Genomic DNA, 25325 nt, shown 5'->3' with positions numbered 1-25325 from the left:
CATTCTCCGGGACGGGGCCGCCGCCCCGGATCGGGGGAGGGGGGCTGTCGGTGGGGCGTGGGATGCTGGAGGCGATGGCCACCAGGAAGAACCCCACCGACGATCCGCTCGCCCCGCTCACCCTCGCGGTGGGCCAGGAGGATCTGCTGCTCGACCGCGCCGTACGGGAAGTGGTGACGGCGGCGCGTGCCGCCGATGCCGACACCGACGTGCGGGACCTCGCCTCCGAGCAGCTCCAGCCCGGCACGCTGGCGGAGCTGACGAGCCCTTCGCTCTTCTCCGAGCGCAAGGTCCTGATCGTGCGCAACGCGCAGGACCTGGCCGCCGATTCGGTGAAGGAGGTCAAGGCGTACCTCGCGGCGCCGTACGAGGAGATCACCCTCGTCCTCCTGCACGCCGGCGGGGTCAAGGGCAAGGGCCTGCTGGACGCGGCCCGCAAGGCCGGCGCCCGGGAGGTCGCCTGCCCGAAGATGACCAAGGCGGCGGACCGGCTGTCCTTCGTGCGGGGGGAGTTCCGGACGCTGGGGCGTTCGGCCACCCCCGAAGCTTGCCAGAGCCTGGTCGACGCGATCGGCAGCGACCTGCGGGAGCTGGCGAGCGCGGCGGCGCAGCTGTGCGCGGACGTCGAGGGAACCATCGACGAGGCCGTGGTCGGGCGCTACTACACCGGCCGGGCGGAAGCCTCCAGCTTCACCGTCGCCGACCGGGCGGTCGAAGGGCGGGCGGCGGAGGCGCTGGAGGCCCTGCGCTGGTCGCTGTCCACCGGGGTGGCGCCGGTCCTGATCACCAGCGCGTTGGCCCAGGCGGTCCGGGCCATCGGGAAACTGGCCTCCGCTCCGCGCGGTGCCCGGCCGGGCGACCTCGCGCGGGACCTGGGCATGCCGCCGTGGAAGATCGACCGGGTCCGCCAGCAGATGCGCGGCTGGTCCGCGGACGGCGTCTCGGAGGCGTTGCGTGCGGTGGCGCTGGCCGACGCGGGGGTGAAGGGCGGCGGCGACGACCCGGAGTACGCCCTGGAGAAGGCGGTCGTAGCGGTCTGCCGCGCGGCCCGCCCCCAACGCCGCTAGCCTCCCGGCGGGCCGGTCCCGAGCCCGGTCCCGGTCCCGGTCCGTCGGGCCCAGGTGCGGTGCCCCCCCGGCGGGCCGGTCTCGGAGCCCGGACCCGGCCGTCGGGCCCTTGCGGTGCCCCCCGGCGGTGGCCGGGCTACGAGGTGCCGTAGCCCACCCAGTCAAGGCGTGCGGCCCCCGTCGGGGTGGCGGCTGCGCCCCCGCCCGGGCGGAAGGCGCCGGCCCTGCTCGCGGAGCCGGGCCGCCAGCTGCGGCTCGCCGAGGTCACAGCACTAGCAGGCGTAGCCCGCCAGCGTGGGCGCTGCCGCACTGCCGGTAGTCAGGCCGGGCGCGGGCGGTGAGGCGCTGGACCCGTATGCAGGCCGTACCGGCGCCGGCGGCTCGGGACCGGTTCTGCCCGCGAAGCGTCCAGGCGGCGCCGGCCTGCGCGCCCGCGGGTGGTGGCGCGCTCCGCTGCCGGGGTCGGCCGACCGTGGGCCTGACGGGAGACGGGGGTGGTCTGCGCGCCGGGCAGGGGCGTCCCGGCGGCCGGTGAGGCCGCGCCGGGGCGCAGGCCGGCGCTTCGGCGGGCCGGCCGGGGTGGGGGGCAGAGGGGCCGGGCAGGCCGGGCATGACGAAGGCCCCGGCGCACCCTGGGGAAGGGTGGCGATCGGGGCCTTCGGTTACTTCTGGGTGCGCCGCACCCGCGTGGCGAACGCTTCGCGTGCGGCGCGGTTGGCCGGTCGGGAGCGGGAGAGAGGGCCCGCTGGATCCCTACCCGGCGATCACATCAGGAGCTCAGCCCTGGAGGGTGGCAACCTTGGTGGCCAGCGCCGACTTCTTGTTGGCGGCGGCGTTCTTGTGGATGACACCCTTCGAGACAGCCTTGTCGAGCGCACGCGCGGCGGCGCGGGAAGCCACGGTGGCCTTCTCGACGTCACCGGCGGCCACGGCCTCGCGGGCCTTGCGGATCGCGGTCTTGAGCGAAGACTTGACGGCCTTGTTGCGCAGGCGCGCCTTCTCGTTCGTCTTGTTCCGCTTGATCTGGGACTTGATGTTCGCCACGAAAGAGCCTTTTCAGGTTCAGAGTTTGATCTTCGGATTGTGTCCCGGACGGTGAGAGGCCATACGAGACACAGCTGCCCAGGCTACCAGGCACGCTCGGGGCAGCCCAAACCGAGCGCACTGCGCCGTCCATGGGACCATGGGACCCTGCATATACGAGATATCCGAGACCACGTTCCGACTGCGACCCGAGAATCAGGACACTGCGTGCCCGCGATCCCCAGCCACGTGCCCGAGCCGAGCCGTACCGACCCGGCTCTGATCCGCAATTTCTGCATCATCGCGCACATCGACCACGGCAAGTCGACCCTCGCCGACCGGATGCTCCAGCTGACCGGCGTCGTCGACCAGCGGCAGATGCGCGCCCAGTACCTCGACCGCATGGACATCGAGCGTGAGCGCGGCATCACGATCAAGTCGCAGGCGGTCCGCCTGCCCTGGGCGCCCACCGAGGGGCCGGGCAAGGGCAGCACGCACATCCTGAACATGATCGACACCCCCGGTCACGTCGACTTCACGTACGAGGTCTCGCGCTCCCTCGCGGCGTGCGAGGGCACGATCCTCCTCGTCGACGCCGCCCAGGGCATCGAGGCGCAGACCCTCGCCAACCTGTACCTGGCGATGGAGAACGACCTCGCGATCGTCCCCGTCCTGAACAAGATCGATCTGCCGGCGGCCCAGCCGGAGAAGTTCGCCGAGGAGCTCGCGAACCTGGTCGGCTGCCAGCCCGAGGACGTGCTGCGGGTCTCCGCGAAGACCGGCCTGGGCGTCGACGCCCTGCTCGACAAGGTCGTCGCCACCGTCCCGGCCCCGGTCGGCGTCAAGGACGCCCCCGCCCGCGCGATGATCTTCGACTCGGTCTACGACTCGTACCGCGGTGTCGTGACCTACGTCCGCGTCGTCGACGGCCAGCTCAACAAGCGCGAGCGCATCCGGATGATGTCCACCGGCGCCACGCACGAGCTGCTGGAGATCGGCGTCTCCTCCCCGGAGATGACCCCGGCCGACGGCATCGGCGTCGGTGAGGTGGGCTACATCATCACCGGCGTCAAGGACGTCCGTCAGTCCAAGGTCGGTGACACGATCACCAGCCTGCACAACGGCGCGACCGAGGCACTCGGCGGCTACAAGGACCCGAAGCCGATGGTCTTCTCGGGCCTGTACCCGCTCGACGGCTCGGACTACCCCGACCTGCGCGAGGCCCTGGACAAGCTCCAGCTCAACGACGCCGCGCTGGTCTACGAGCCGGAGACCTCGGCGGCGCTCGGCTTCGGCTTCCGCGTCGGCTTCCTCGGCCTGCTGCACCTGGACGTGGTCCGCGAGCGGCTGGAGCGCGAGTTCGGCCTCGACCTGATCGCCACCGCCCCGAACGTGGTCTACCGCGTCGTGCTGGAAGACGGCAAGGAAGTCACCGTCACCAACCCGAGCGAGTTCCCCGAGGGCAAGATCTCGGACGTGTTCGAGCCGGTCGTCCGGGCCACGATCCTCGCGCCCAGCGAGTTCATCGGCGCGATCATGGAGCTGTGCCAGACCCGCCGCGGCACGCTGCTCGGCATGGACTACCTGTCCGAGGACCGGGTCGAGATCCGCTACACGCTCCCCCTCGCGGAGATCGTGTTCGACTTCTTCGACCAGCTGAAGTCCAAGACGCGCGGTTACGCCTCCCTCGACTACGAGCCCACCGGCGAGCAGTCCTCCAGCCTGGTCAAGGTCGACATCCTGCTGCACGGCGACAAGGTCGACGCCTTCTCCGCCGTCTGCCACAAGGACGCCGCCTACGCCTACGGCGTGCGGCTCGTCGCCAAGCTGCGCGAGCTCATCCCGCGCCAGGCCTTCGAGGTGCCGATCCAGGCGGCCGTCGGGTCGCGCGTCATCGCCCGCGAGACCATCCGCGCCATCCGCAAGGACGTCCTCGCGAAGTGCTACGGCGGTGACATCTCCCGTAAGCGGAAGCTGCTGGAGAAGCAGAAGGAAGGCAAGAAGCGGATGAAGATGGTCGGCTCCGTGGAGGTCCCCCAGGAGGCCTTCATCGCCGTCCTGTCCAGCGACGAGTCCGCAGGCAAGAAGAAGTAGCCCCCCGGCGACCCCAGTCGTGACAAACGGGCCCACATGCGGACGCATGTGGGCCCGTTTCGTTATGAACCGGCCGCTCGCCGCCCCTTACGCGCAGCCCGGGCGGCCTTTAGTCTGATCACTGCTCGATGGTTACTCGCCAGTCACAAACTCGCCAACAGCATGTGCGCAGGTCCCCACCCCGCCAGCCCCAAGCGCCCCACGCCCACGCTGCCGCGTGGACCGGTCCGGAGGATGTCGTGAGCGACACACAGACCTTGATCGAGAACCGCCCGCCCACCGTGGCGGCCCTCTTCCTTGAGCGTGTCGCCGCCACGCCGGACGGGGAGGCCTACCGGTACCCCGTCCCCTCCGCCGACGGCGGCCCCGACGCGTGGAAGTCGCTCAGCTGGGGCCAGGCCGCCGACCGGGTGTTCGCCATCGCCGCCGGCCTGGCCGACCTCGGCCTCGGTGCGGAGGACCGGGTCGCGCTCGCCTCCGGCACCCGGGTCGAGTGGATCCTGGCCGACCTCGGCGTGATGTGCGCCGGCGCCGCGACCACCACCATCTACCCCAGCACCAACGCGGAGGAGTCGGCCTTCATCCTGGCCGACTCCGAGAGCCGGGTACTGATCGCCGAGGACGGCAAGCAGCTGGCGAAGGCCCGCGCGCACCGCGCCGACCTGCCCCGCCTCGCCCACGTCGTCGTCATCGACGCCGAGGACGCGCAGGAGGCGGCCGGCGACCCCGAGGGCTGGGTGCTCTCCCTGGACGCCCTGGAGGCCCGCGGCAAGGAGTACCTCGCCAAGCACCCCGAGGCGGTCAAGGAGCGGATCGCCTCCATCACCGCGGACCAGCTCGCCACGCTGATCTACACCTCCGGCACCACCGGCCGCCCCAAGGGCGTGCGCCTGCCCCACGACAACTGGTCGTACATGGCCAAGGCGACCGTGGCCACCGGCATGATCACCGCGGAGGACGTCCAGTACCTGTGGCTGCCGCTGGCCCACGTCTTCGGCAAGGTCCTCACCTCCGGCCAGATCGAGGTCGGGCACGTCACCGCGGTCGACGGCCGCATCGACAAGATCATCGAGAATCTGCCGGTGGTGCAGCCGACCTATATGGCAGCCGTCCCGCGCATCTTCGAGAAGGTCTACAACGGGGCCGCCGGGAAGGCCCGGGCCGCGGGCGGAGCCAAGTACAAGATCTTCAAGTGGGCCGCCGAGGTCGCCCGCGAGTACGCGAAGACCAGCCAGGACAACCACCGGCGCACCGGCAGCACGAAGGTCCCCCTGGGCCTCGCCGCCAAGCACAAGGTCGCCGACGCGCTCGTCTACTCCAAGCTCCGCGAGGCCTTCGGCGGCAAGCTGCGCGCCGCCGTGTCCGGCTCCGCCGCGCTCTCACCCGAGATCGGCTACTTCTTCGCGGGCGCCGGCATCCACATCCTGGAGGGCTACGGGCTCACCGAGTCCAGCGCCGCCTCCTTCGTCAACCCCGGCGAGGCCTACCGCACCGGCACCGTCGGCAAGCCGCTCCCCGGCACCGAGGTCCGCATCGCCGACGACGGGGAGATCCTGCTGCGCAGCCCCGGCATCATGGAGGGCTACCACCGGCTGCCCGACAAGACCGCCGAGGTGCTGGAGGCGGACGGCTGGCTGCACACGGGCGACATCGGCGAGCTCTCGCCCGACGGCTACCTGCGCATCACCGACCGCAAGAAGGACCTGATCAAGACCTCGGGCGGCAAGTACGTGGCCCCGGCGGAGGTGGAAGGCCAGTTCAAGGCGATCTGCCCGTACGTCTCCAGCATCGTCGTGCACGGCGCGGACCGGAACTTCTGCTCGGCGCTGATCGCGCTCGACGGCCCGGCGATCCTGCTCTGGGCGGCCGAGCACGGCCTGGAGGGCAAGACGTACGCCGAGGTCGCGGCCGCGCCCGAGACCAACCGGCTGATCGAGACGTACGTACAGACCCTCAACGAGGGCCTCCAGCGCTGGCAGACGATCAAGCAGTTCCGGCTGCTGCCGCGCGACCTGGACGTCGAGCACGGCGACCTCACCCCCAGCCTGAAACTGAAGCGGCCGGTCGTCGAGCGCGAGTTCAAGCACCTCATCGACGAGATGTACGCCGGGGCCAACGAGGCGTAAACGACCTTGGGGCAGTGCGGGACAATGGGCACATGCCTTCCGCACTGCCCGACGGTGAACCCATGCCCGAAGACGGCTCGCTGCCGTCGCACGCCCTGGCGGGTGCCGGGGACCGGCCGCTCGGGTTCTACCTGCACGTCCCGTACTGCGCCACGCGCTGCGGCTACTGCGACTTCAACACCTACACGGCCACCGAGCTGCGGGGCACCGGAGGCGTGCTCGCCTCCCGGGAGAACTACGCCGACACCCTGATCGACGAGGTCCGCCTCGCCCGCAAGGTGCTCGGGGACGACCCCAGGGCCGTGCGCACGGTGTTCGTGGGGGGCGGTACGCCGACGCTGCTGCCGGCCGCCGACCTCGTACGGATGCTCGCGGCGATCCGGGACGAGTTCGGCCTGGCACCGGACGCGGAGGTCACGACGGAGGCCAACCCGGAGTCGGTGAACCCGGAGTACCTCGCCGAGCTGCGCGCGGGCGGGTTCAACCGGATCTCCTTCGGCATGCAGAGCGCGAAGCAGCACGTCCTCAAGGTGCTGGACCGTACGCACACTCCCGGGCGGCCCGAGGCGTGCGTCGCGGAGGCCCGGGCGGCGGGCTTCGAGCACGTCAACCTGGACCTGATCTACGGCACGCCGGGAGAGTCCGACGAGGACTGGCGGGCGTCGCTGGCGGCGGCGCTGGGGGCCGGCCCGGACCACATCAGCGCGTACGCGCTGATCGTGGAGGAGGGCACCCAGCTGGCGCGGCGGATCCGGCGCGGCGAGGTCCCGATGACGGACGACGACGTGCACGCCGACCGGTACCTGATCGCGGACGCGGTGATGGCGGAGGCCGGGTACCACTGGTACGAGGTGTCGAACTGGGCGACGTCCGAGGCCGGCCGGTGCCTGCACAACGAGCTGTACTGGCGCGGCGCGGACTGGTGGGGCGCGGGGCCGGGGGCGCACTCGCACGTGGGCGGGGTGCGGTGGTGGAACGTGAAGCACCCGGGGGCGTACGCCGCCGCGCTGGCGGAGGGGCGGTCGCCCGGGGCGGGGCGGGAACTCCTGTCCGAGGAGGACCGGCGGGTGGAGCGGATCCTGCTGGAGCTCAGGCTGGTGGACGGCGTGCCGTTGTCGCTGCTCGCGGAGGCGGGGTTGGAGGCGTCCCGGCGGGCCCTGGCGGACGGGCTGCTGGAGCCGGGTCCGTACGAGGCCGGGCGGGCCGTGCTGACGCTGCGCGGGCGGCTCCTGGCCGACGCGGTGGTCCGGGACCTGGTCGACTGACGCGGGGCGACTGACGCGGGCGGCGGGTGCGGGGTCGCCCGGGGGGCGTGCGGGGTGCGGCGCCCTCGCGCTGCGCGGCCCCGGCTGCGCCGGGCTTTCCGGGGCTCCGCCCCGGACCCCGCGCCTCAAACGCCGGCGGGGCTGGATTGCCCGGCCTGCGCCTCACGTCGGCGGGGCTGGGTTTGCCCGGCCTGCGCCGCAAACGCCGGCGGGGCTGGGTTTGCCCGGCCTGCGCCGCAAACGCCGGCGGGGCTGGGTCAGGCCGGGGTCGTGACGTGGTCGATGAGGTGTTCCACGGCGCCCAGGAGCGTGGGGTCGAGGTCCTTGTAGGACGTCACGCGGGACAGGATGTGCTGCCAGGCCGCTCCCGTGTTCGGGGGCCAGCCCAGGGCGTGGCAGACGCCCGTCTTCCAGTCCTGGCCCGGGGGGATCACCGGCCAGGCCGGGATGCCCAGCGCCGACGGTTTCACCGCCTGCCAGACGTCCACGTACGGGTGGCCCACCACCAGGACGTGCGGCGACGTCACCGATGCCGCGATGCGGGACTCCTTCGAGCCCGGCACCAGGTGGTCGACCAGCACGCCCAGGCGGGCGTCCGGTGCGGGTGCGAAGTCCGCCACGATGGCGGGGAGGTCGTCGATGCCTTCCAGGTACTCCACGACCACCCCCTCGATCCGCAGGTCGTCGCCCCACACCCGCTCCACCAGCTCCGCGTCGTGGCGGCCCTCGACGTAGATCCGCCCCGCCCGTGCCACCCGCGCCCGCGCCCCGGGGACGGCCACCGAGCCCGACGCCGTACGGGCGGGCGGAGCCGACGCCGTACGGGCCGGGCGGGTCAGGGTGACCACCGCGCCCTCCAGCAGGAACCCGCGGGGCTCCAGCGGGAACGCGCGGCGCTTGCCGAAGCGGTCCTCCAGGGTCACCGTGCCCGCCTCGCAGGCCACCACCGCGCCGCAGAAGTCGGTGGCCGCCACCTCCACCACCAGGCCGGGGTCCGCCGGCACCTCCGGCACGGCCTTGGCGCGCTTCCACTGCGGGGTCAGATCGGGGGAGTACTCACGCATCCGGCCGACGGTACGAGACGGCCCGCGCTCACGCGCCCGACACGCCGAACCGCCCCACCAGTGTGGCGCGTTGCGCACGTACGAAGCCCGCGTCGACCACCGCTCCGTGACCCGGCACGTACAGCGCGTCATCCCCGCCCAGCGCGAGCAGCCGGTCGAGTGCGGCCGGCCACTGCGCCGGGACCGCGTCCGGGCCCGCCTGCGGTTCGCCCGACTCCTCCACGAGGTCCCCGCAGAAGACGGCCTCCCGCTCGCCCGGCACGAAGACCGCCAGGTCGTGCCGGGTGTGCCCCGGCCCGACGTTCGCCAGCAGCACCTGCACGCCGCCCAGCTCCAGCGTCCACTCGCCAGAGACCAAGTGCCGCGGCAGCGGCAGCAGGTCCGCCGCCTCGGCCGCCGCCGCCTCCGCCAGTCCCTGCCGGACCGCGTCCTCCTGCAGGGCGTTCCGCTCCAGCGAGAGGTGCGCGTCCAGGCCGACCGCACCGTAGAACTCGGCCCCCGAGAACGCGGCGCCGCCCAGCACGTGGTCGAAATGTCCGTGCGTGAATGCGATATGGGTCACGTGGCGGCCCGTCAGCCGCTCCGCCTCCGCCCGGATCCCGGCGCCCTCGCGGACGCTGGATCCCGGGTCGATCAGAAGGACCGACTCGTCCCCCACCACCAGCCCCACCGTGCAGTCCCACACCGGGAGCCGGCGCCTTCCGGCCCGCCCGGTCAGCCGTTCCCAGCCCGCCTCTTCCCAACGCACGTCCATGCGGCGACGCTACCCTGGCGGGCCGCCCTTGCCCGCGGCGTACTACCCGGCCGTACACTGACCGGGGGATCTCTGGCACTCGGATGCGCAGAGTGCCAGTAGGGCCCGCCCCGGGCGACCGGAAGAACGACCGCAGCGACGACCCACCGCACTGGAGGTGTGCACGAGTGCTCAGCGAACGCAGGCTCGAAGTATTGCGCGCCATCGTCCAGGACTACGTGGGGACGGAGGAGCCGGTCGGATCGAAGGCGCTCACCGAGCGCCACCGGCTCGGCGTCTCCCCGGCGACGGTCCGCAACGACATGGCGCTGCTGGAGGAGGAGGGCTACATCGCCCAGCCCCACACCAGCGCCGGGCGCATCCCCACCGACAAGGGCTACCGGCTCTTCGTCGACAAGCTGGCGGGGGTCAAGCCGCTGTCGACGCCCGAGCGCCGGGCCATCCAGAACTTCCTCGACGGCGCCGTCGACCTCGACGACGTCGTGGGGCGCACCGTGCGGCTGCTCGCGCAGCTCACCCGGCAGGTCGCAGTCGTCCAGTACCCGAGCCTGACCCGTTCCACCGTCCGGCACGTGGAGCTGCTGTCCCTGGCGCCCGCGCGGCTGATGCTCGTGCTGATCACGGACACCGGCCGGGTCGAGCAGCGGCTCGTCGACTGCCAGACCCCCTTCGCCGAGACCTCGCTCGCCGACCTGCGGGCGCGCCTCAACAGCCGGGTCGTCGGCCGTCGCTTCACCGACGTGCCGCCGCTCGTGCAGGACCTTCCGGAGTCCTTCGAGGCCGAGGACCGGGCGACGGTCAAGGCCGTCCTCGCGACCTTGCGGGAGACGCTGGTGGAGGAGGCGGAGGAACGGCTGATGATCGGCGGTACCGCCAACCTCACGCGGTTCGGACATGATTTTCCCCTGACGATCAGGCCGGTGCTGGAGGCGCTGGAGGAGCAGGTCGTGCTCCTCAAGCTGCTCGGCGAGGCCAGTGAAGTCGGGGATGGCCGTGAAGATCGGGCATGAGAATGCCTACGAGGGACTGAACTCCACGTCCGTCGTCTCGGTCGGTTACGGTTCGGGCGGCGAAGCAGTCGCCAAACTCGGCGTGGTCGGACCGACCCGCATGGACTACCCCGGAACGATGGGAGCGGTACGCGCAGTGGCACGTTACGTCGGACAGATCCTGGCGGAGTCGTAAGTGGCCACGGACTACTACGCCGTTCTCGGCGTGCGCCGCGACGCATCGCAGGACGAGATCAAGAAGGCCTTCCGCCGCCTCGCGCGCGAACTCCACCCGGACGTGAATCCGGATCCGAAGACGCAGGAGCGCTTCAAGGAGATCAACGCGGCCTACGAGGTGCTCTCGGACCCGCAGAAGAAGCAGGTCTACGACCTCGGCGGCGACCCGCTGTCCTCCTCGGGCGGTGGCGGCGGCGCGGGCGGATTCGGGGCGGGCGGCTTCGGCAACTTCTCCGACATCATGGACGCGTTCTTCGGCCAGGCCTCGCAGCGCGGACCGCGCTCGCGCACGCGCCGCGGCCAGGACGCCATGATCCGCCTGGACCTGGAGCTGGACGAGGCGGCCTTCGGGACGACCAAGGACATCCAGGTCGACACGGCCGTCGTCTGCACCACCTGCTCGGGTGAGGGCGCCGCCCCCGGCACCTCCGCGCAGACGTGTGACATGTGCCGCGGCCGCGGTGAGGTGTCCCAGGTCACCCGGTCCTTCCTGGGCCAGGTCATGACCTCGCGGCCCTGCCCGCAGTGCCAGGGCTTCGGCACCGTCGTCCCGACCCCGTGCCCCGAGTGCGCGGGCGACGGCCGGGTGCGCTCCCGCCGCAGCCTCACCGTCAAGATCCCGGCCGGTGTCGAGAACGGCACCCGGATCCAGCTGGCGGGCGAGGGCGAGGTCGGCCCCGGCGGCGGCCCCGCCGGCGACCTGTACGTGGAGATCCACGAACTGGCGCACCCGACCTTCCAGCGGCGCGGGGACGACCTGCACTGCACGGTCACCATCCCCATGACGGCGGCGGCCCTGGGCACCAAGTGCCCGCTGGAAACGCTGGACGGGCTGGAGGAGATCGACATCCGGCCCGGCACCGGATCCGGCCAGGCGATCCCGCTGCACGGCCGCGGCGTCACGCACCTGCGCGGCGGCGGCCGGGGCGACCTGATCGTCCACGTCGAGGTCACCACCCCCGGCAAGCTGGACGCCCAGCAGGAGGACCTGCTGCGCCAGCTGGCCAAGCTGCGCGGCGAGGAGCGGCCGATGGGCCAGTTCGCGCCGGGCCAGCAGGGTCTGTTCAGCCGCCTCAAGGACGCGTTCAACGGCCGCTGACCGGCCCGCCGCACCGCGTACGAGCCCGGCCCGGGAAACACCCCGGTCCGGGCTCGCGGCGTGCCCCGCGCCCGCGCCGGGAAGCGGACTATGCCAGGCGAATGCGGTGATTCGGCCCGGTGCGCCGGACGTGGCACGATGCAGGGCATGTCCACCGCGCCGAACGGTCTCTCCCCCTACCCGATCGTGCAGGCACCCATGGCGGGCGGCGCCTCCTGTCCGCCGCTCGCCGCCGCCGTGTGCGAGGCGGGCGGGCTGGGCTTCCTGGCCGGCGGCTACAAGACCGCCGACGGGATGTACCAGGAGATCAAGCAGCTGCGCGCGCTCACCCGGCGGCCCTTCGGCGTCAACCTCTTCATGCCGCAGACCGGCTACGTCGACCCCGCGGCCGTCGAGACGTACCGGGGCCAGCTGGCCGGTGAGGCGAGCTGGTACGAGGTGTCCCTGGCGGCGGACGACATCGTTGCCAGCTACGACGACGGCTACGACGCCAAACTCGCCATCCTGCTGGAGGACCCCGTCCCGGTGGTGTCCTTCACCTACGGCTGCCCCCCGGCAGCCGTCCTGACCCGGCTGCGCGAGGCCGGTACGTACACCGTCGTCACCGTGACCGCCGTCGAGGAGGCCCGGACCGCCCAGGCCGCGGGCGCCGACGCGGTCTGCGTCCAGGGCGTCGAGGCGGGCGGCCACCAGGGCACCCACCGCGACGACCCGGAGACCGACGGCACGGCGGGTGTCGGCCTGCTCGTACTGGTCACGGCGGTACGGGAGGCGGTGGCCCTCCCGATCATCGCGGCGGGCGGGGTGATGCGCGGGGCGCAGATCGCGGCGCTGCTCGCGGCGGGCGCCGCGGCCGCGCAGCTCGGCACGGCCTTCCTGGCCTGCCCCGAGTCGGGCGCCGACCCGCTGCACAAGCGGGCGCTGACGAACCCGCTGTTCCCGCACACCGAACTCACCCGGGCCTTCTCCGGCAGGCCCGCCCGGGGGCTGGTCAACCGCTTCATGCGCGAGCACGGCCCGTACGCCCCGGCCGCCTACCCGCAGGTCCACCACCTGACGGCGGGACTGCGCAAGGCGGCCGCCGCCGCAGGGGATCCGCAGGGCATGGCGCTGTGGGCGGGACAGGGGCACCGGCTGGCGCGGGCGCTGCCGGCCGGGGAACTGGTGGAGGTGCTGGCGGCGGAACTCGTCGAGGCACAGAGTGCGTTGCAGGTCATGCAGATGAGGAGAGCGTCATGACGGCCCCGGTGTTCGTGGTCGAGGAGGTCCCCGCGGGGCCGGAGTTCGTGCTGGACGGCCCGGAGGGCCGTCACGCGGTCTCCGTGAAAAGGCTGAACCCCGGCGAGGACGTCGTCCTCACCGACGGGCGCGGCCACTGGGCGGAGGGCGTCGTCAAGGCCGCCGAGGGCAAGGACCGCCTCGTCGTCAGGGACCTGGAGTCCGTCCAGGAGGAACCGGAACCGGCCGTCCGGATCACCGTCGTGCAGGCCCTGCCCAAGGGCGACCGCGGCGAGCTCGCCGTCGAGACGATGACCGAGACCGGCGTCGACGCGATCGTGCCCTGGCAGGCCTCGCGCTGCATCACCCAGTGGCGCGGCGAGCGGGGCGCCAAGTCGCTGGCCAAGTGGCGGGCCACCGCCCGGGAGGCGGGCAAGCAGTCCCGGCGGGTGCGCTTCCCGGAGGTCGCCGAAGCCCTGTCCACGAAGCAGGTGGCGGCGCTGCTCGCCGGGGCCGACCTGGCCGTGGTCCTGCACGAGGACCGCGACACCCCCTCGGGCGCCCTGGCCACCGCCGAGCTGCCCGCCTCGGGCTCCATCGTCCTGGTGGTCGGCCCGGAGGGCGGGGTCTCGCCGGAGGAACTCGCCGCGTTCGCGGCGGCCGGGGCCCACCCGTACCGCCTGGGCCCCTCGGTCCTGCGGACCTCCACCGCCGGTACGGCCGCGACGGCGGTCCTGCTGGCCCGGACGGGCCGCTGGGGCTGACGCCCGGGCGGGGCCGCGGGATCGAGCCGGTCGCGAGCCGGGGGATCACCGCGCCGGTTACGATGCCCGGACCGATCAACGTCACGAGAGGCGCAGCAATGGCCGGGGAACCGCAGGCGGACTGCCTGTTCTGCAAGATCGTGGAGGGGAAGGTCCCGGCGACGGTCGTCCGCGAGTCCGAGACGACGGTGGCCTTCCGGGACATCAACCCGCAGGCGCCCACGCACGTGCTCGTCATCCCGAAGGTGCACTACCCCGACGCCGCGTCGCTCGCCGCCGCCGAGCCGGCGATCGCCGCCGACGTGCTCCGCGAGGCCGGGCAGATCGCCGCCGACGAGGAAGTCGCCGGCCACGGCTACCGGATCGTCTTCAACACCGGCGCCGGCGCCGGGCAGACCGTCTGGCACGCCCACGCGCACGTCCTCGGCGGCCGCGGCCTCCAGTGGCCCCCCGGATAAGCCGTGTCCGTACGCGAGTTCGTGGTCCTGGGAACCGCCAGCCAGGTCCCGACCCGGGCCCGTAACCACAACGGCTACCTGCTGCGCTGGGACGGCGAGGGCATCCTCTTCGACCCGGGCGAGGGCACCCAGCGCCAGATGCTGCGCGCCGGGGTCGCCGCGCACGACATCAACCGGATCTGCGTCACCCACTTCCATGGTGACCACAGCCTCGGCCTGGCCGGGGTGATCCAGCGGATCAACCTCGACCAGGTCCCGCACCCGGTCACCGCGCACTACCCGGCCTCGGGGCAGAAGTTCTTCGACCGGCTCCGCTACGCCACCGCCTACCGGGAGACGGTACGGCTGGGCGAGGAGCCGGTGGCCGGCGACGGGACGCTGGCGCGCGGGGCCTCGTACACCCTGGAGGCCCGGCGGCTCTCGCACCCGGTGGAGACCTTCGGCTACCGGATCACCGAGCCCGACGGGCGCCGGATGGTGCCGGAGCTGCTGGCGCGGCACGGGATCAAGGGGCCGGACGTGGGCCGGCTCCAGCGCGAGGGGAACCTCGGCGGGGTCAGTCTGGACGAGGTCAGCGAGCACCGGCGGGGGCAGCGGTTCGCCTTCGTGATGGACACCCGGCTGTGCGCGGGCGTGGACGCGCTCGCCGAGGGCTGCGACATGCTGGTGATCGAGTCGACGTTCCTGGACGAGGACGTGGCGCTGGCCACCGACCACGGCCACCTCACCGCCGGACAGGCGGCCCGGGTGGCCCGGGACGCGGGCGTCCGGCACCTGGTGCTGACGCATTTCTCGCAGCGCTACTCCGACCCCGGCGAGTTCGAACGGCAGGCGCGGGCCGCGGGGTTCGAGGGCGAACTGACGATCGCCGCGGACCTCGTCCGGGTGCCGCTGCCGAAGCGGGCCTGAGATCCCGGATCCGGCCGGATCCGAGCGCTCGTATGGTGATGTGCGTCACACTGGGTTCCGGTTCGTCCGCGCTCGGACACCGGCGACGGCCGTTCCCCGGAGCCCGGCGGGCGCCGGGGAACGGACCCTGCGCACACCGGCCGCACAGGAATGAAACGGAGAGCACACCGTGACCAGTCGGGAAAGCCGCACCAGCCCGGAATCGAGACTGGACCCGCTCGGTCCGGTGCGCGATCCCCACGAACCGGGCTGCGACGTCTTCCTCACCGGCACCGTCTTCCTCGACATCATCCTCACCGGCCTCGACTCGGCCCCCGTCCGCGGTACCGAGTCCTGGGCGCGGGGCATGGGCTCCAGCCCGGGCGGAGTCGCCAACATGGCCGCCGCGCTGGCCCGCCTCGGCCTGCGCACCTCGCTGGCCGCGGCCTTCGGTGACGACCACTACGGCGAATACTGCTGGGACGCGCTGGAACAGGGCGAGGGCATCGACCTGTCGATGTCCCGCAAGATCCCCGGCTGGCACAGCCCCGTCACCGTCTCCATGGCGTACGAGGGCGAGCGCACGATGGTCTCCCACGGGCACGAGCCGCCCCTCCCGGCGGGCCCCGGCCGCTTCCCGCAGTGCCCGCCGCGGGCCAGGGCGGCCGTGGCCTCGCTGGGCCCGGGCGCCGGCGAGGAGTGGATCGCCCAGGCCGCCCGGCAGGGCTCCCGGGTCTTCGCCGACGTGGGGTGGGACGAGAGCGGCCGCTGGGACCTCGGGGCGCTGGCCGACCTGGAGCACTGCGAGGCCTTCCTGCCGAACGCGGGCGAGGCCATGCGGTACACCCGCACCGAGTGCCCCCGCGCGGCTGCCCGGTTGCTGGCGGAGAAGGTGCCGGTGGCGGTGGTGACCATGGGCGCGGACGGCTCCTGCGCGGTGGACGGCCGCACCGGGGAGACGGCGGAGGTCCCGGGGATCATGGTGGACGCCCTCGACCCGACCGGAGCCGGCGACGTGTTCGTGGCGGGTTTCGTCACGGGCACCCTGGCGGGGTGGCCGCTCGCGGACCGGCTGGCCTTCGCCGGGCTCACGGCGGCCCTGTCGGTGCAGGAGTTCGGCGGCTCCCTGTCGGCCCCGGGCTGGCCGGAGGTGTCCCACTGGTGGCGCGCCGCCCCGGCGGACCTGCGGGACCGCTACGCCTTCCTCGACGCCCTGGTCCCCCCCGGCGCGCCGCCGGGCCCCCGCCGCCGGGCCGTCCCGACGATCGGCTTCCGGCCCTCCCTGTAGCGCGGCGGCGCGGGCCTGGACCGGGGGGCCCGGGGAACCGGGCCCGGTAAAAGCCCTCGGGGATGGCGGCGGGGAGTCGTACCCTTGGTAGTCCGGAGGTCGACGATCGGCGCGACCCCTCAGTGGGAGGTATGCGCAGGCCACAGTGCCGGCCCATGACTCAGACACCGACAGCCCGTACCCCAGCGCCGGGGCAGGCGCGAGCCCACTTCACCGTTCCGGCCACGCACCCGATGGTGACCGTGCTGGGCTCTGGTGACGCCCTGCTGCGCGTCATCGAGAATGCCTTCCCGAAGGCCGACATCCATGTTCGGGGCAATCAGGTCAGCGCGATCGGCGACGCGGTGGAAGTCGCCCTGATCCAGCGCCTGTTCGACGAGATGATGCTGGTGCTCCGCACCGGGCAGTCGATGACGGAGGACGCAGTGGAACGCTCGATCGCCATGCTCAAGGCGAACGGCAGGGGCAACGGCGGCGACAGCGGCCACGACGAGACCCCGGCCGAGGTGCTCACGCAGAACATCCTCTCCAGCCGCGGCCGGACCATCCGTCCCAAGACGCTCAACCAGAAGCGTTACGTGGACGCGATCGACAAGAACACCATCGTCTTCGGCATCGGCCCCGCCGGTACCGGCAAGACCTACCTCGCCATGGCCAAGGCGGTCCAGGCCTTGCAGTCCAAGCAGGTCAGCCGGATCATCCTGACCCGGCCCGCCGTCGAGGCCGGCGAGCGCCTCGGCTTCCTGCCGGGCACCCTGTTCGACAAGATCGACCCGTACCTGCGTCCGCTCTACGACGCCCTGCACGACATGCTCGACCCGGACTCGATCCCCCGCCTGATGGCCGCCGGAACCATCGAGGTGGCGCCCCTGGCGTATATGCGCGGTCGCACCCTCAACGACGCTTTCGTCGTACTGGACGAGGCGCAGAACACGACCGCCGAGCAGATGAAGATGTTCCTGACCCGGCTCGGCTTCGATTCGAAGATCGTCGTCACCGGTGACATCACGCAGATCGACCTGCCGGGCGGGGCCAAGAGCGGCCTGCGCCAGGTGCAGGAGATCCTCGACGGGGTGCCGGACATCCACTTCTCGCGGCTCACCTCCGAGGATGTCGTCCGGCACAAGCTGGTCGGCCGTATCGTCGACGCGTACGAGAAGTACGACGACAGCCAGGACTCCCCGCAGTCCCGGAACGGCTACCAGCGGAAGTAGAACTCAGCGCACCATGTCGATCGACGTCAACAACGAGTCCGGGATCGAGGTCGACGAGCAGGCGGTCCTCGACATCGCCCGCTACGCGCTCACCAGGATGCGGATCCACCCGCTGTCCGAGCTGTCCGTCATCGTCGTCGACGAGGAGGCGATGGAGCAGCTGCACATCCAGTGGATGGACCTGCCCGGTCCCACCGACGTCATGTCCTTCCCGATGGACGAACTGCGTCCCCCGGCGAAGGACGACGAGGAGCCCCCGCAGGGGCTCCTCGGCGACATCGTGCTGTGCCCGGAAGTGGCAAAGCGGCAGGGCGAGGAAGCGCCGACGCGGCACTCCATGGACGAGGAGCTCCAGCTCCTGACCGTCCACGGGGTGCTGCACCTGCTCGGGTACGACCACGAGGAGCCGGACGAGAAGGCCGAGATGTTCGGCCTCCAGGCGGCCATCGTCGACGGCTGGCGCGGTGAGCGCGGCCTGACCGGCCCGTCCCCCGCCCCCACCGTCTCGTGACCGGCGCACCGCAGCTGATCAGCGGCGCGGTGCTGCTGGTCGTCGTGGCCTGGTTCGCGGCCTGCGCGGAGTCCGGGATCGCCCGCGTCTCCAGCTTCCGCGCGGAACAGGCCGTACGGGAGGGCCGGCGCGGCAGCGCCAAGCTGGCGCAGGTCGCCGGGGACCCGACCCGCTACGTCAACGTGGCGCTGCTCGTCCGGGTCACCTGCGAGATGGCGGCGGGCGTGCTCGTCACGTACGTGTGCCTCGACGAGTTCGGCGAGAACTGGACCGCGCTGCTCGTGGCCATCGGCGTGATGGTGCTGGTGTCGTACGTCGCGGTGGGGGTGTCCCCGCGCACCATCGGCCGCCAGCACCCGCTGAACACGGCGACCGCGGCCGCGTACGTACTCGTACCGCTCGCGCGGATCATGGGGCCGATCCCGCAACTGCTGATCCTCCTCGGCAACGCGCTGACCCCGGGGAAGGGCTTCCGCAAGGGGCCCTTCGCCTCCGAGGCCGAGCTGCGGGCGATGGTCGACCTGGCGGAGCGGGAATCGCTGATCGAGGACGACGAACGCCGGATGGTGCACCAGGTCTTCGAACTCGGCGACACCCTCGTGCGCGAGGTGATGGTGCCGCGCACCGACCTCGTGTGCATCGAGCGGTACAAGACGGTCCGCCAGGCGACGACGCTCGCGCTGCGCTCCGGCTTCTCGCGCATCCCGGTGACCGGGGAGAACGAGGACGACATCGTCGGCATCGTGTACCTGAAGGACCTCGTCCGCAAGACGCACATCAGCCGGGAGGCGGAGTCCGACCTCGTCTCGACCGCGATACGGCCGGCCGTCTTCGTGCCCGACACCAAGAACGCCGGTGACCTGCTCCGCGAGATGCAGTCCGTACGCAACCACGTGGCCGTCGTCATCGACGAATACGGCGGCACGGCCGGCATCGTGACGATCGAGGACATCCTGGAGGAGATCGTCGGCGAGATCACCGACGAGTACGACCGCGAACTCCCGCCGGTCGAGGAACTGGGCGACGACCGCTACCGGGTCACGGCCCGGCTCGACATCACCGACCTCGGGGAGCTGTTCAAGGTCGAGGCGTTCGACGACGAGGACGTGGAGACGGTCGGCGGACTGCTCGCCAAGGCGCTGGGCCGGGTCCCTATCGCGGGCGCGTCGGCGGTGGTGGAACTGCCCGACGGGCGGCCGCTGCGGCTGACGGCGGAATCCCCGGCGGGGCGGCGGAACAAGATCGTGACGGTGCTGGTGGAGCCGGTGGTCACGGAGCCGGACGAGGGCGCGGAGGTGCCGGAATGACCCCCGCGGAACTGCGCGCGTTCTGCCTGGGCTTCAACGCGGCGGTGGAGGAGTTCCCCTTCACGCCGGAGACCTCGGTGTTCAAGGTGCTCGGGAAGGTGTTCGCGCTGACGGCGCTGCACGCCGAACCGTTGAAGGTCAACCTCAAGTGCGAGCCGGAGGCGGCGGTCCGGCTGCGGGCCGAGCACGAGGCGATCGTGCCGGGCTGGCACATGAACAAGCGGCACTGGAACACGGTGACGGTCGGCGCGCTGCCGGACGAGCTGGTCCGGGAGCTGGTGGAGGACTCGTACGACCTGGTCGTCGCCGGACTGCCGAGGGCCGTGCGGCTGCGGCTGGACCGGCCCTGAACGGCGGGCCGTAGCGGCTCGGCGGGGTCGTCCTGCGACGTCGCCGGGGCGCTCCCTATGCTTTCGCCCATGAGCGACAACAGTGGGATCGACCCCGAGGACAGCAAGATCATCACACTGGCGCGCAGCGCCCGGGCCCGTAACGGGGTGCCGGAGGGTGCGGCGGTGCGCGACGAGACGGGCCGCACGTACGTGGCCGGGACGGTGGAGCTGGACTCCCTCAAGCTCAGCGCGCTCCAGACGGCGGTCGCGATGGCGGTGGCGAGCGGGGCCCGGTCCCTGGAGGCCGCCGCCGTCGTGAGCGCGGCCGAGGCCCCGGCCGACGCCGACCGCGCGGCGGTCCGCGACCTCGGCGGCCCGGACACCCCGGTTCTGCTGGCGGCCCCGGACGGCACTCTGAGGTCCACGACCCCGGCGGGCTGACGGGTCTAAGGGCTGTCTCTTAGGGGGCGCGCCAGACGAGCGTGTACCGCCAGAACAGGCGCCGGCGCAGGCGGGCGCCCGGCAAAGCCGCGCGGGCCTGGTCGCGGATCTCGGTGAACGTCATCACCGGCGGGCGGGTCGGGGCCGTCATCGCGTCCGGCCGGGGCGCCGGGCGGCCCCGGTTCCTGAGCCAGCCGAGGGCCGCGTTCAGCGGGACCGCGAGGAGGCCCAGCAGGTGATCGCCGACGCTTCCGGCCCGCGGGACTCCGACGATCACCAGTGTCCCGCCCGGGGCGAGGCGGTGGCGGAAGACGGCCAGCGCCTCGCCGAAGGGCATGTGGTGGACGGCGGCGACGCAGGTGATGACGTCGTACGGGCCCTGCGGTACCGCCGTCAGCGCGTCGCCGACGGCGAAGGCCACCCGTTCGTCCGTGGTCAGCGCGCGGGCCCGGGCGACGATCGCCGGGTCCGCGTCGATCCCGAGCACCGCGGCGGCCCGGCCGGCCAGGAGCCGGGCCAGGTCGCCGCTCCCGGAACCGACGTCCAGCGCCCTCGCGCACCGCTTCGGCAGCTGCCGCAGGATCCAGCGGTGGTAGTGGGCGTTGTGGTCCCACGGGTAGGCGGCGTTGAAACGGTCGAGGGTGGCAAGGACGCGGCGCGGCAGGGTCATACCGCCACAGTGTCCACGACCCGGCGGCGGATGATCATGGCCATCAGCGCGGCCACCGCGCACAGCGCGCCCGCCGCGTACCAGACCAGGTCGTACGAGCCGAAGGCGTCCCGCGCCAGGCCGCCCAGGAAGGCCACCAGCGCCGCGCCCACCTGGTGCGAGGCCAGGACCCAGCCGAAGACGATCGCGCCGTCCTGTCCGTAGTGCTCGCGGCACAGCGCGATCGTCGGCGGGACCGTCGCGACCCAGTCCAGGCCGTAGAAGACGATGAAGAACACCATCGGCGGGTGCACGGACGGCGCCATCAGCATCGGCAGGAACAGCAGGGAGACGCCGCGCAGGGCGTAGTACACCGCCAGCAGCCGGCGCGCCTCGAACCGGTCCGTGAACCAGCCGGAGGCGACGGTGCCGACCACGTCGAACACGCCGACCACCGCCAGCAGCCCCGCCGCCGCCGTCACCGGCATGCCGTGATCGTGCGCGGCCGGCACGAAGTGGGTCTTGACCAGACCGTTGGTGGAGGCGCCGCAGATCGCGAACGTTCCGGCCAGCAGCCAGAACGGCCCGGTCCTGGCCGCCCGGAACAGCACCGTCACCGCGCGGCGAGCGGCGCCCGGCACCGGCGCCGGCTTCGGCGCGTAGGTACCTCCGTACGGTGCGAGCCCCACGTCGGCCGGGTGGTCGCGCAGCAGCAGCCAGACGAACGGGACCACCACCAGGGCGGCCAGGGAGACCGTCACCGCCGCGGGGCGCCAGCCGTGGTGCTCCACCAGCCAGGACAGCAGCGGCAGGAAGATCAGCTGGCCGGAGGCGCCGGCCGCGGTCAGGATCCCGGTGACCAGCCCGCGCCGGGCGGTGAACCAGCGGTTGGTCACGGTCGCCGCGAAGGCCAGCGCCATCGAGCCGCTGCCCAGGCCCACCAGCACGCCCCAGAACAGCACCAGCTGCCAGGAGGCGGTCATCCAGATCGTGGCCGCGGTTCCGCCGGATATGACGAGCAGGGCCAGGGCCACGACCTTGCGGATGCCGAAGCGGTCCATGAGCGCGGCGGCGAACGGTGCGGTCAGCCCGTAGAGGGCGAGGTTCACGGAGACGGCGAAGCCGATGGTGCCGTGCGACCAGTCGAACTCCTGGTGCAGCGGCTCGATGAGGAGCCCGGGCAGGGAGGCGAAGGCGGCCGCGCCGATGATCGTCACGAAGGCCACGGCCGCGGCGAACCAGGCGCGGTGGACGCGGCCGGGCGGGCGCGGAGCGCGGAGGGAACCGGGGTCGGCGGCGGGGGCGGGCGTGGGCGCTGTCTGAGTCACGGGGACAGCATCCGGTCGCCGGGCCGGCCCCGACAGTGGCCTGACTGTCATGCTTCGCTACGATCGGGCCATGAAGCCCCGGACGACGCACCGGGTCGTGGTCCTCGCCCTCGCCGGACTGCTGCCCTTCGAGCTCGGCATCCCGCACCGCATCTTCGGTCGGGCCAAGGATCCGGCCGGGCGCCCGCTGTACGAGATCCTCACCTGCGGGCTGTCCGCCGGGCAGGTGCCCACCGACGCCGATTTCGCGATCCACGTCGAACACGGCCCGGAGCTGCTCGGCACGGCCGACACCGTCGTGGTGCCGGCCTCGTACGAACTCGGGCCGGTGTACGAACACGGCAGGCTGACGGAGGAACTCGCCGCTGCCCTGACCCACATCCGGCCCGGCACCCGGCTCGTCTCCATCTGTACGGGTGGTTACGTACTGGCCGCCGCGGGGTACCTGGACGGCCGCCGCGCCACGACCCATTGGGCCTCCGCCGAGCACTTCCAGCGGCTGTTCCCGCGGGTGCTCGTCGACCCCGACGTGCTCTACACCGACGACGGGGACGTGCTGACCTCCGCCGGGGTCGCCGCCGGCATCGACCTGTGCCTGCACATCGTGCGCCGCGACCACGGCGCCGCCGTCGCCAACGAGGTCGCCCGGCGGACCGTGGTGCCGCCGCACCGGGACGGCGGGCAGGCACAGTTCATCGAGCGCCCGGTGCCCGAGCCGCAGCTGGCCAGCACCACCGCCGCGCGGGCCTGGGTGCTGGACCGGCTGCACGAGCCGATCCGGCTGAGCGACCTGGCCCGGCAGGAGGCCATGTCGGTACGGACGTTCACGCGCCGGTTCCGCGAGGAGGCCGGGGTGAGCCCCGGGGAATGGATCGTCGCGCAGCGCGTGGAACGGGCCCGGCGGCTGCTGGAGCTGACGGAGCTTCCGGTGGAACAGGTCGCGCGGGAGACCGGGTTCGGAACGGCGCAGTCCCTGCGCAAGCACGTACGGGACGCGCTGGGGGTGAGTCCCACCGTGTACCGCAGGACGTTCCGGGCGGTCGGGAACTCCCTGGCGTCCCCTGCCGGCCCCTCAGGTGATGCGGGGTCCGCGCATTGACTTCTCCCGCCGCCCGCCCGTGAACGGCGCGCGGCAGCGGAGGACCGATGGTGCTCGCCGGACTGGCGTCCTGGCGGCCGTCACCGCGACCCGCGCCGGCCGCGACCCCGGTCGTGCACCCCGTCCCCGGCGCACGCCCGGCGGACGCGCTGACCCCGACGGGGCGGGTCGGGCCGGCGGCGGACCTGCGCGCCCTCGCGCTGGGCTCGGCGTACGGGAAGCCCGGCGCCGGGGTCGAGGTCACCGGCGCCGGCTTTGTCCTGGCCGCGGCCGTCACCGTGGCACGGCCTGGCCGATCGGCACCCTGACGGTCAAGGACGCCCGGGGCGGCCCGGCGGGGTGGACGCCGGTTCGGCTGGATCACCGACTTCATGGCGCCGGGCGGCGTACACGGCGGTGCTGACGCTGTCGTGAACGCGGCCCCGGCCCGGTGGGTGCTCGGCGTCGCGACCCTGCCGCCAGGACGGCGTGGGGCGCCGGGAGTGGTCGATACGGCCGGCCGCCGGCGCCGTCGGGCAGCGCCCCTGCCTCTACCTCGCCGCCGCCCCGGAACGGCCGCCCGGGACGCCGTCACCGCCGCCGACCGCAGCGACCGGCCCCACACCTTCCGCCTCCATGCCCGACGGCGGCTTCGCCGTGCGCGGCCCCGACGGACCGCGCCGCGCCACCACCACCTGGACCGGATCCGCCCGGAAGCGGGCCGGGCCCGGGGACCATCCCGGCTCCGTCGTCGCCGGGGCGGACGCCTCCGGGGCACCGGGCCCACCGCACCCGCGTTCGCCGTCCGGGACGTCCGGGTCCGCGCCGGCGGCCAGGGCGCGCAGCCCACGTACACCCTCGGGCCCCGCGCCACCCTCGGGCCCCGCGCCACCCCCCGCGCCACCCCCGGCGCGACCGGCCGCACCCTGGCGGCCCGTCGGCTCACCGGCCAGGAGGTGCGCCTGAGCACGGCGTGGGCCGATCCGGCCGCCCTGGAACGGCCCCGGCTCACCGCCGCTCTGGCCCTCGCGGCCGCGGCCTGGTCGGCGCTGGGAGCGGCATCGGGGAGAATGGCCCGTATGAGCGATCGTTCCCCCGAGCCCACCGCCCCGCACCGCGCGGGCTTCGCCTGTTTCGTCGGCCGCCCCAACGCGGGCAAGTCGACCCTGACCAACGCGCTCGTGGGCACCAAGGTCGCGATCACCTCGAACCGGCCGCAGACCACCCGCCACACCGTTCGCGGCATCGTGCACCGCCCCGACGCCCAGCTGGTGCTGGTCGACACCCCCGGCCTGCACAAGCCCCGCACCCTGCTCGGCGAGCGCCTGAACGACGTCGTACGGACCACCTGGGCCGAGGTCGACGTCATCGGCTTCTGCCTGCCGGCCGACCAGAAGCTCGGCCCCGGCGACAAGTTCATCGCGAAGGAACTCGCGGGGATCAAGAAGACCCCCAAGATCGCCATCGTGACCAAGACCGACCTGGTGGAATCCAAGCAGCTGGCCGAACAGCTCCTGGCCATCCACCAGCTCGGCGCGGAGCTCGGCTTCGAGTGGGCCGAGATCGTCCCGGTCTCGGCGGTCGGCGACAGCCAGGTCCAGCTGCTGGCGGACCTGATCGCGCCGCTGCTGCCGGAGAGCCCGCCGCTGTACCCCGAGGGCGACCTCACCGACGAACCCGAGATGGTGATGGTCGCGGAACTCATCCGCGAGGCCGCGCTGGAGGGCGTGCGCGACGAGCTCCCGCACTCGATCGCGGTGGTCGTGGAGGAGATGATCCCCCGGGAGAACCGTCCGGCGGACCGCCCGCTGCTCGACATCCACGCGAACGTCTACATCGAGCGGCCCAGCCAGAAGGGCATCATCATCGGCCCGAAGGGCTCCCGCCTCAAGGAGGTCGGGATGAAGTCGCGCAAGCACATCGAGGCGCTCCTCGGCACCCCCGTCTTCCTCGACCTGCACGTCAAGGTGGCCAAGGACTGGCAGCGCGACCCGAAGCAGCTGCGCAAGCTGGGCTTCTGAGCTGTCCTTTGGGGCTCGGTTCGGTCCCCCGGCCTCCGGCCGGGAGGTGCCCCCGCCGGCGCGCGCCTTCGCCTCAGTCGCCCGTGCCGACTTCGGCCGGACGAAGGACG

23 protein-coding genes and 1 pseudogene are annotated in these 25325 nt (G+C 72.8%); 19 read left to right on the top strand and 5 right to left on the bottom strand.

Going from position 1 to position 25325, the window contains the following annotated elements:
• Positions 1 to 74: 74 nt before the first annotated feature.
• Positions 75 to 1067 (top strand): DNA polymerase III subunit delta, encoded by a 993-nt coding sequence (gene holA, locus ACZ4M3_RS12285; protein WP_467731644.1) that lies wholly within the window; start codon positions 75 to 77, stop codon positions 1065 to 1067.
• 777 nt (positions 1068 to 1844) lie between these two features.
• Here the strand turns inward: holA and rpsT are convergent.
• A complete protein-coding gene (rpsT, locus tag ACZ4M3_RS12280; protein ID WP_030159297.1) occupies positions 1845 to 2111 on the bottom strand; it encodes a 30S ribosomal protein S20 in 267 nt (88 codons plus the stop codon).
• A 207-nt stretch (positions 2112 to 2318) separates the two neighbouring features.
• Between rpsT and lepA the strand changes: the two genes are divergently transcribed.
• The 3 genes from lepA to hemW all read left to right on the top strand — a co-directional run bounded on the left by lepA (position 2319) and on the right by hemW (position 7575).
• Positions 2319 to 4184, top strand: coding sequence for a translation elongation factor 4 (gene lepA, locus ACZ4M3_RS12275; RefSeq protein WP_467731642.1), 1866 nt, complete (start codon positions 2319 to 2321; stop codon positions 4182 to 4184).
• Positions 4185 to 4423: 239 nt separating this feature from the next.
• Positions 4424 to 6310 (top strand): AMP-dependent synthetase/ligase, encoded by a 1887-nt coding sequence (locus ACZ4M3_RS12270; RefSeq protein ID WP_467731640.1) that lies wholly within the window; start codon positions 4424 to 4426, stop codon positions 6308 to 6310.
• A 32-nt stretch (positions 6311 to 6342) separates the two neighbouring features.
• Positions 6343 to 7575, top strand: a complete 1233-nt coding sequence (gene hemW, locus ACZ4M3_RS12265) for a radical SAM family heme chaperone HemW (protein ID WP_467731638.1) — start codon at positions 6343 to 6345, stop codon at positions 7573 to 7575.
• A 257-nt stretch (positions 7576 to 7832) separates the two neighbouring features.
• Here the strand turns inward: hemW and ACZ4M3_RS12260 are convergent, their stop codons facing one another.
• The gene (locus ACZ4M3_RS12260; RefSeq protein WP_467731636.1) at positions 7833 to 8639 is read right to left on the bottom strand and encodes a DUF3097 domain-containing protein; all 807 of its coding nucleotides are present in this window, start codon (positions 8637 to 8639) and stop codon (positions 7833 to 7835) included.
• 28 nt (positions 8640 to 8667) lie between these two features.
• Positions 8668 to 9393: an MBL fold metallo-hydrolase gene (locus ACZ4M3_RS12255; protein ID WP_467731634.1), complete on the bottom strand. Its 726-nt coding sequence runs from the start codon at positions 9391 to 9393 to the stop codon at positions 8668 to 8670.
• A gap of 167 nt (positions 9394 to 9560) precedes the next feature.
• Here ACZ4M3_RS12255 and hrcA point away from each other — a divergent pair.
• The 12 genes and pseudogenes from hrcA to ACZ4M3_RS12195 all read left to right on the top strand — a co-directional run bounded on the left by hrcA (position 9561) and on the right by ACZ4M3_RS12195 (position 20139).
• Positions 9561 to 10578: pseudogene (gene hrcA, locus ACZ4M3_RS12250) on the top strand (heat-inducible transcriptional repressor HrcA).
• Positions 10579 to 11718: a molecular chaperone DnaJ gene (dnaJ, locus tag ACZ4M3_RS12245; protein ID WP_190182426.1), complete on the top strand. Its 1140-nt coding sequence runs from the start codon at positions 10579 to 10581 to the stop codon at positions 11716 to 11718.
• 147 nt (positions 11719 to 11865) lie between these two features.
• Positions 11866 to 12957 carry a nitronate monooxygenase gene (locus ACZ4M3_RS12240; RefSeq protein ID WP_467731632.1) on the top strand — a complete coding sequence of 364 codons (1092 nt, stop codon included), beginning with the start codon at positions 11866 to 11868 and terminating at the stop codon, positions 12955 to 12957.
• Entirely contained in the window at positions 12954 to 13700 is a 747-nt protein-coding gene (locus tag ACZ4M3_RS12235) for a 16S rRNA (uracil(1498)-N(3))-methyltransferase (RefSeq protein ID WP_467731630.1), read from the top strand. Before ACZ4M3_RS12240 ends, ACZ4M3_RS12235 begins: the two co-directional genes overlap by 4 nt.
• Positions 13701 to 13798: 98 nt before the next feature.
• Positions 13799 to 14158, top strand: a complete 360-nt coding sequence (locus ACZ4M3_RS12230; protein ID WP_467731628.1) for a histidine triad nucleotide-binding protein — start codon at positions 13799 to 13801, stop codon at positions 14156 to 14158.
• 3 nt (positions 14159 to 14161) lie between these two features.
• Positions 14162 to 15067: a ribonuclease Z gene (locus tag ACZ4M3_RS12225; protein WP_467731626.1), complete on the top strand. Its 906-nt coding sequence runs from the start codon at positions 14162 to 14164 to the stop codon at positions 15065 to 15067.
• 169 nt (positions 15068 to 15236) lie between these two features.
• Positions 15237 to 16334 (top strand): PfkB family carbohydrate kinase, encoded by a 1098-nt coding sequence (locus ACZ4M3_RS12220; RefSeq protein WP_467731624.1) that lies wholly within the window; start codon positions 15237 to 15239, stop codon positions 16332 to 16334.
• 155 nt (positions 16335 to 16489) lie between these two features.
• On the top strand, positions 16490 to 17548 hold the full coding sequence (locus tag ACZ4M3_RS12215; RefSeq protein ID WP_467731622.1) for a PhoH family protein: 1059 nt from the start codon (positions 16490 to 16492) through the stop codon (positions 17546 to 17548).
• Between the two features lie 13 nt (positions 17549 to 17561).
• Positions 17562 to 18059, top strand: coding sequence for an rRNA maturation RNase YbeY (gene ybeY, locus ACZ4M3_RS12210; RefSeq protein ID WP_136215662.1), 498 nt, complete (start codon positions 17562 to 17564; stop codon positions 18057 to 18059).
• Positions 18056 to 19366, top strand: coding sequence for a hemolysin family protein (locus ACZ4M3_RS12205; protein WP_467731620.1), 1311 nt, complete (start codon positions 18056 to 18058; stop codon positions 19364 to 19366). The genes ybeY and ACZ4M3_RS12205 overlap by 4 nt, the downstream gene beginning before the upstream one ends.
• Entirely contained in the window at positions 19363 to 19716 is a 354-nt protein-coding gene (locus ACZ4M3_RS12200; protein WP_467731618.1) for an MmcQ/YjbR family DNA-binding protein, read from the top strand. The genes ACZ4M3_RS12205 and ACZ4M3_RS12200 overlap by 4 nt, the downstream gene beginning before the upstream one ends.
• A 69-nt stretch (positions 19717 to 19785) precedes the next feature.
• Positions 19786 to 20139 (top strand): cytidine deaminase, encoded by a 354-nt coding sequence (locus ACZ4M3_RS12195; protein WP_467731616.1) that lies wholly within the window; start codon positions 19786 to 19788, stop codon positions 20137 to 20139.
• A 19-nt stretch (positions 20140 to 20158) separates the two neighbouring features.
• Here the strand turns inward: ACZ4M3_RS12195 and ACZ4M3_RS12190 are convergent, their stop codons facing one another.
• Both ACZ4M3_RS12190 and ACZ4M3_RS12185 read right to left on the bottom strand, forming a co-directional pair.
• On the bottom strand, positions 20159 to 20809 hold the full coding sequence (locus ACZ4M3_RS12190; RefSeq protein WP_467731614.1) for a class I SAM-dependent methyltransferase: 651 nt from the start codon (positions 20807 to 20809) through the stop codon (positions 20159 to 20161).
• Complete coding sequence (locus tag ACZ4M3_RS12185) at positions 20806 to 22116, bottom strand: MFS transporter (RefSeq protein WP_467731612.1); 1311 nt, start codon at positions 22114 to 22116, stop codon at positions 20806 to 20808. The genes ACZ4M3_RS12190 and ACZ4M3_RS12185 overlap by 4 nt, the downstream gene beginning before the upstream one ends.
• A gap of 70 nt (positions 22117 to 22186) precedes the next feature.
• Between ACZ4M3_RS12185 and ACZ4M3_RS12180 the strand changes: the two genes are divergently transcribed.
• The 3 genes from ACZ4M3_RS12180 (at position 22187) to era (ending at position 25215) form a co-directional block, all read left to right on the top strand.
• Positions 22187 to 23215, top strand: coding sequence for a GlxA family transcriptional regulator (locus ACZ4M3_RS12180; protein ID WP_467731610.1), 1029 nt, complete (start codon positions 22187 to 22189; stop codon positions 23213 to 23215).
• A 47-nt stretch (positions 23216 to 23262) separates the two neighbouring features.
• On the top strand, positions 23263 to 23523 hold the full coding sequence (locus tag ACZ4M3_RS12175; protein ID WP_467731608.1) for a hypothetical protein: 261 nt from the start codon (positions 23263 to 23265) through the stop codon (positions 23521 to 23523).
• A 741-nt stretch (positions 23524 to 24264) separates the two neighbouring features.
• Positions 24265 to 25215 carry a GTPase Era gene (gene era / locus ACZ4M3_RS12170; RefSeq protein ID WP_229873350.1) on the top strand — a complete coding sequence of 317 codons (951 nt, stop codon included), beginning with the start codon at positions 24265 to 24267 and terminating at the stop codon, positions 25213 to 25215.
• The last annotated feature ends 110 nt before the right edge of the window (positions 25216 to 25325 follow it).

This window comes from Streptomyces sp. NPDC026522 (assembly GCF_055567555.1).
The sequence above is the reverse complement of the archived record's forward strand: the minus strand, read 5'-3'. Positions and strand labels throughout refer to the sequence as shown.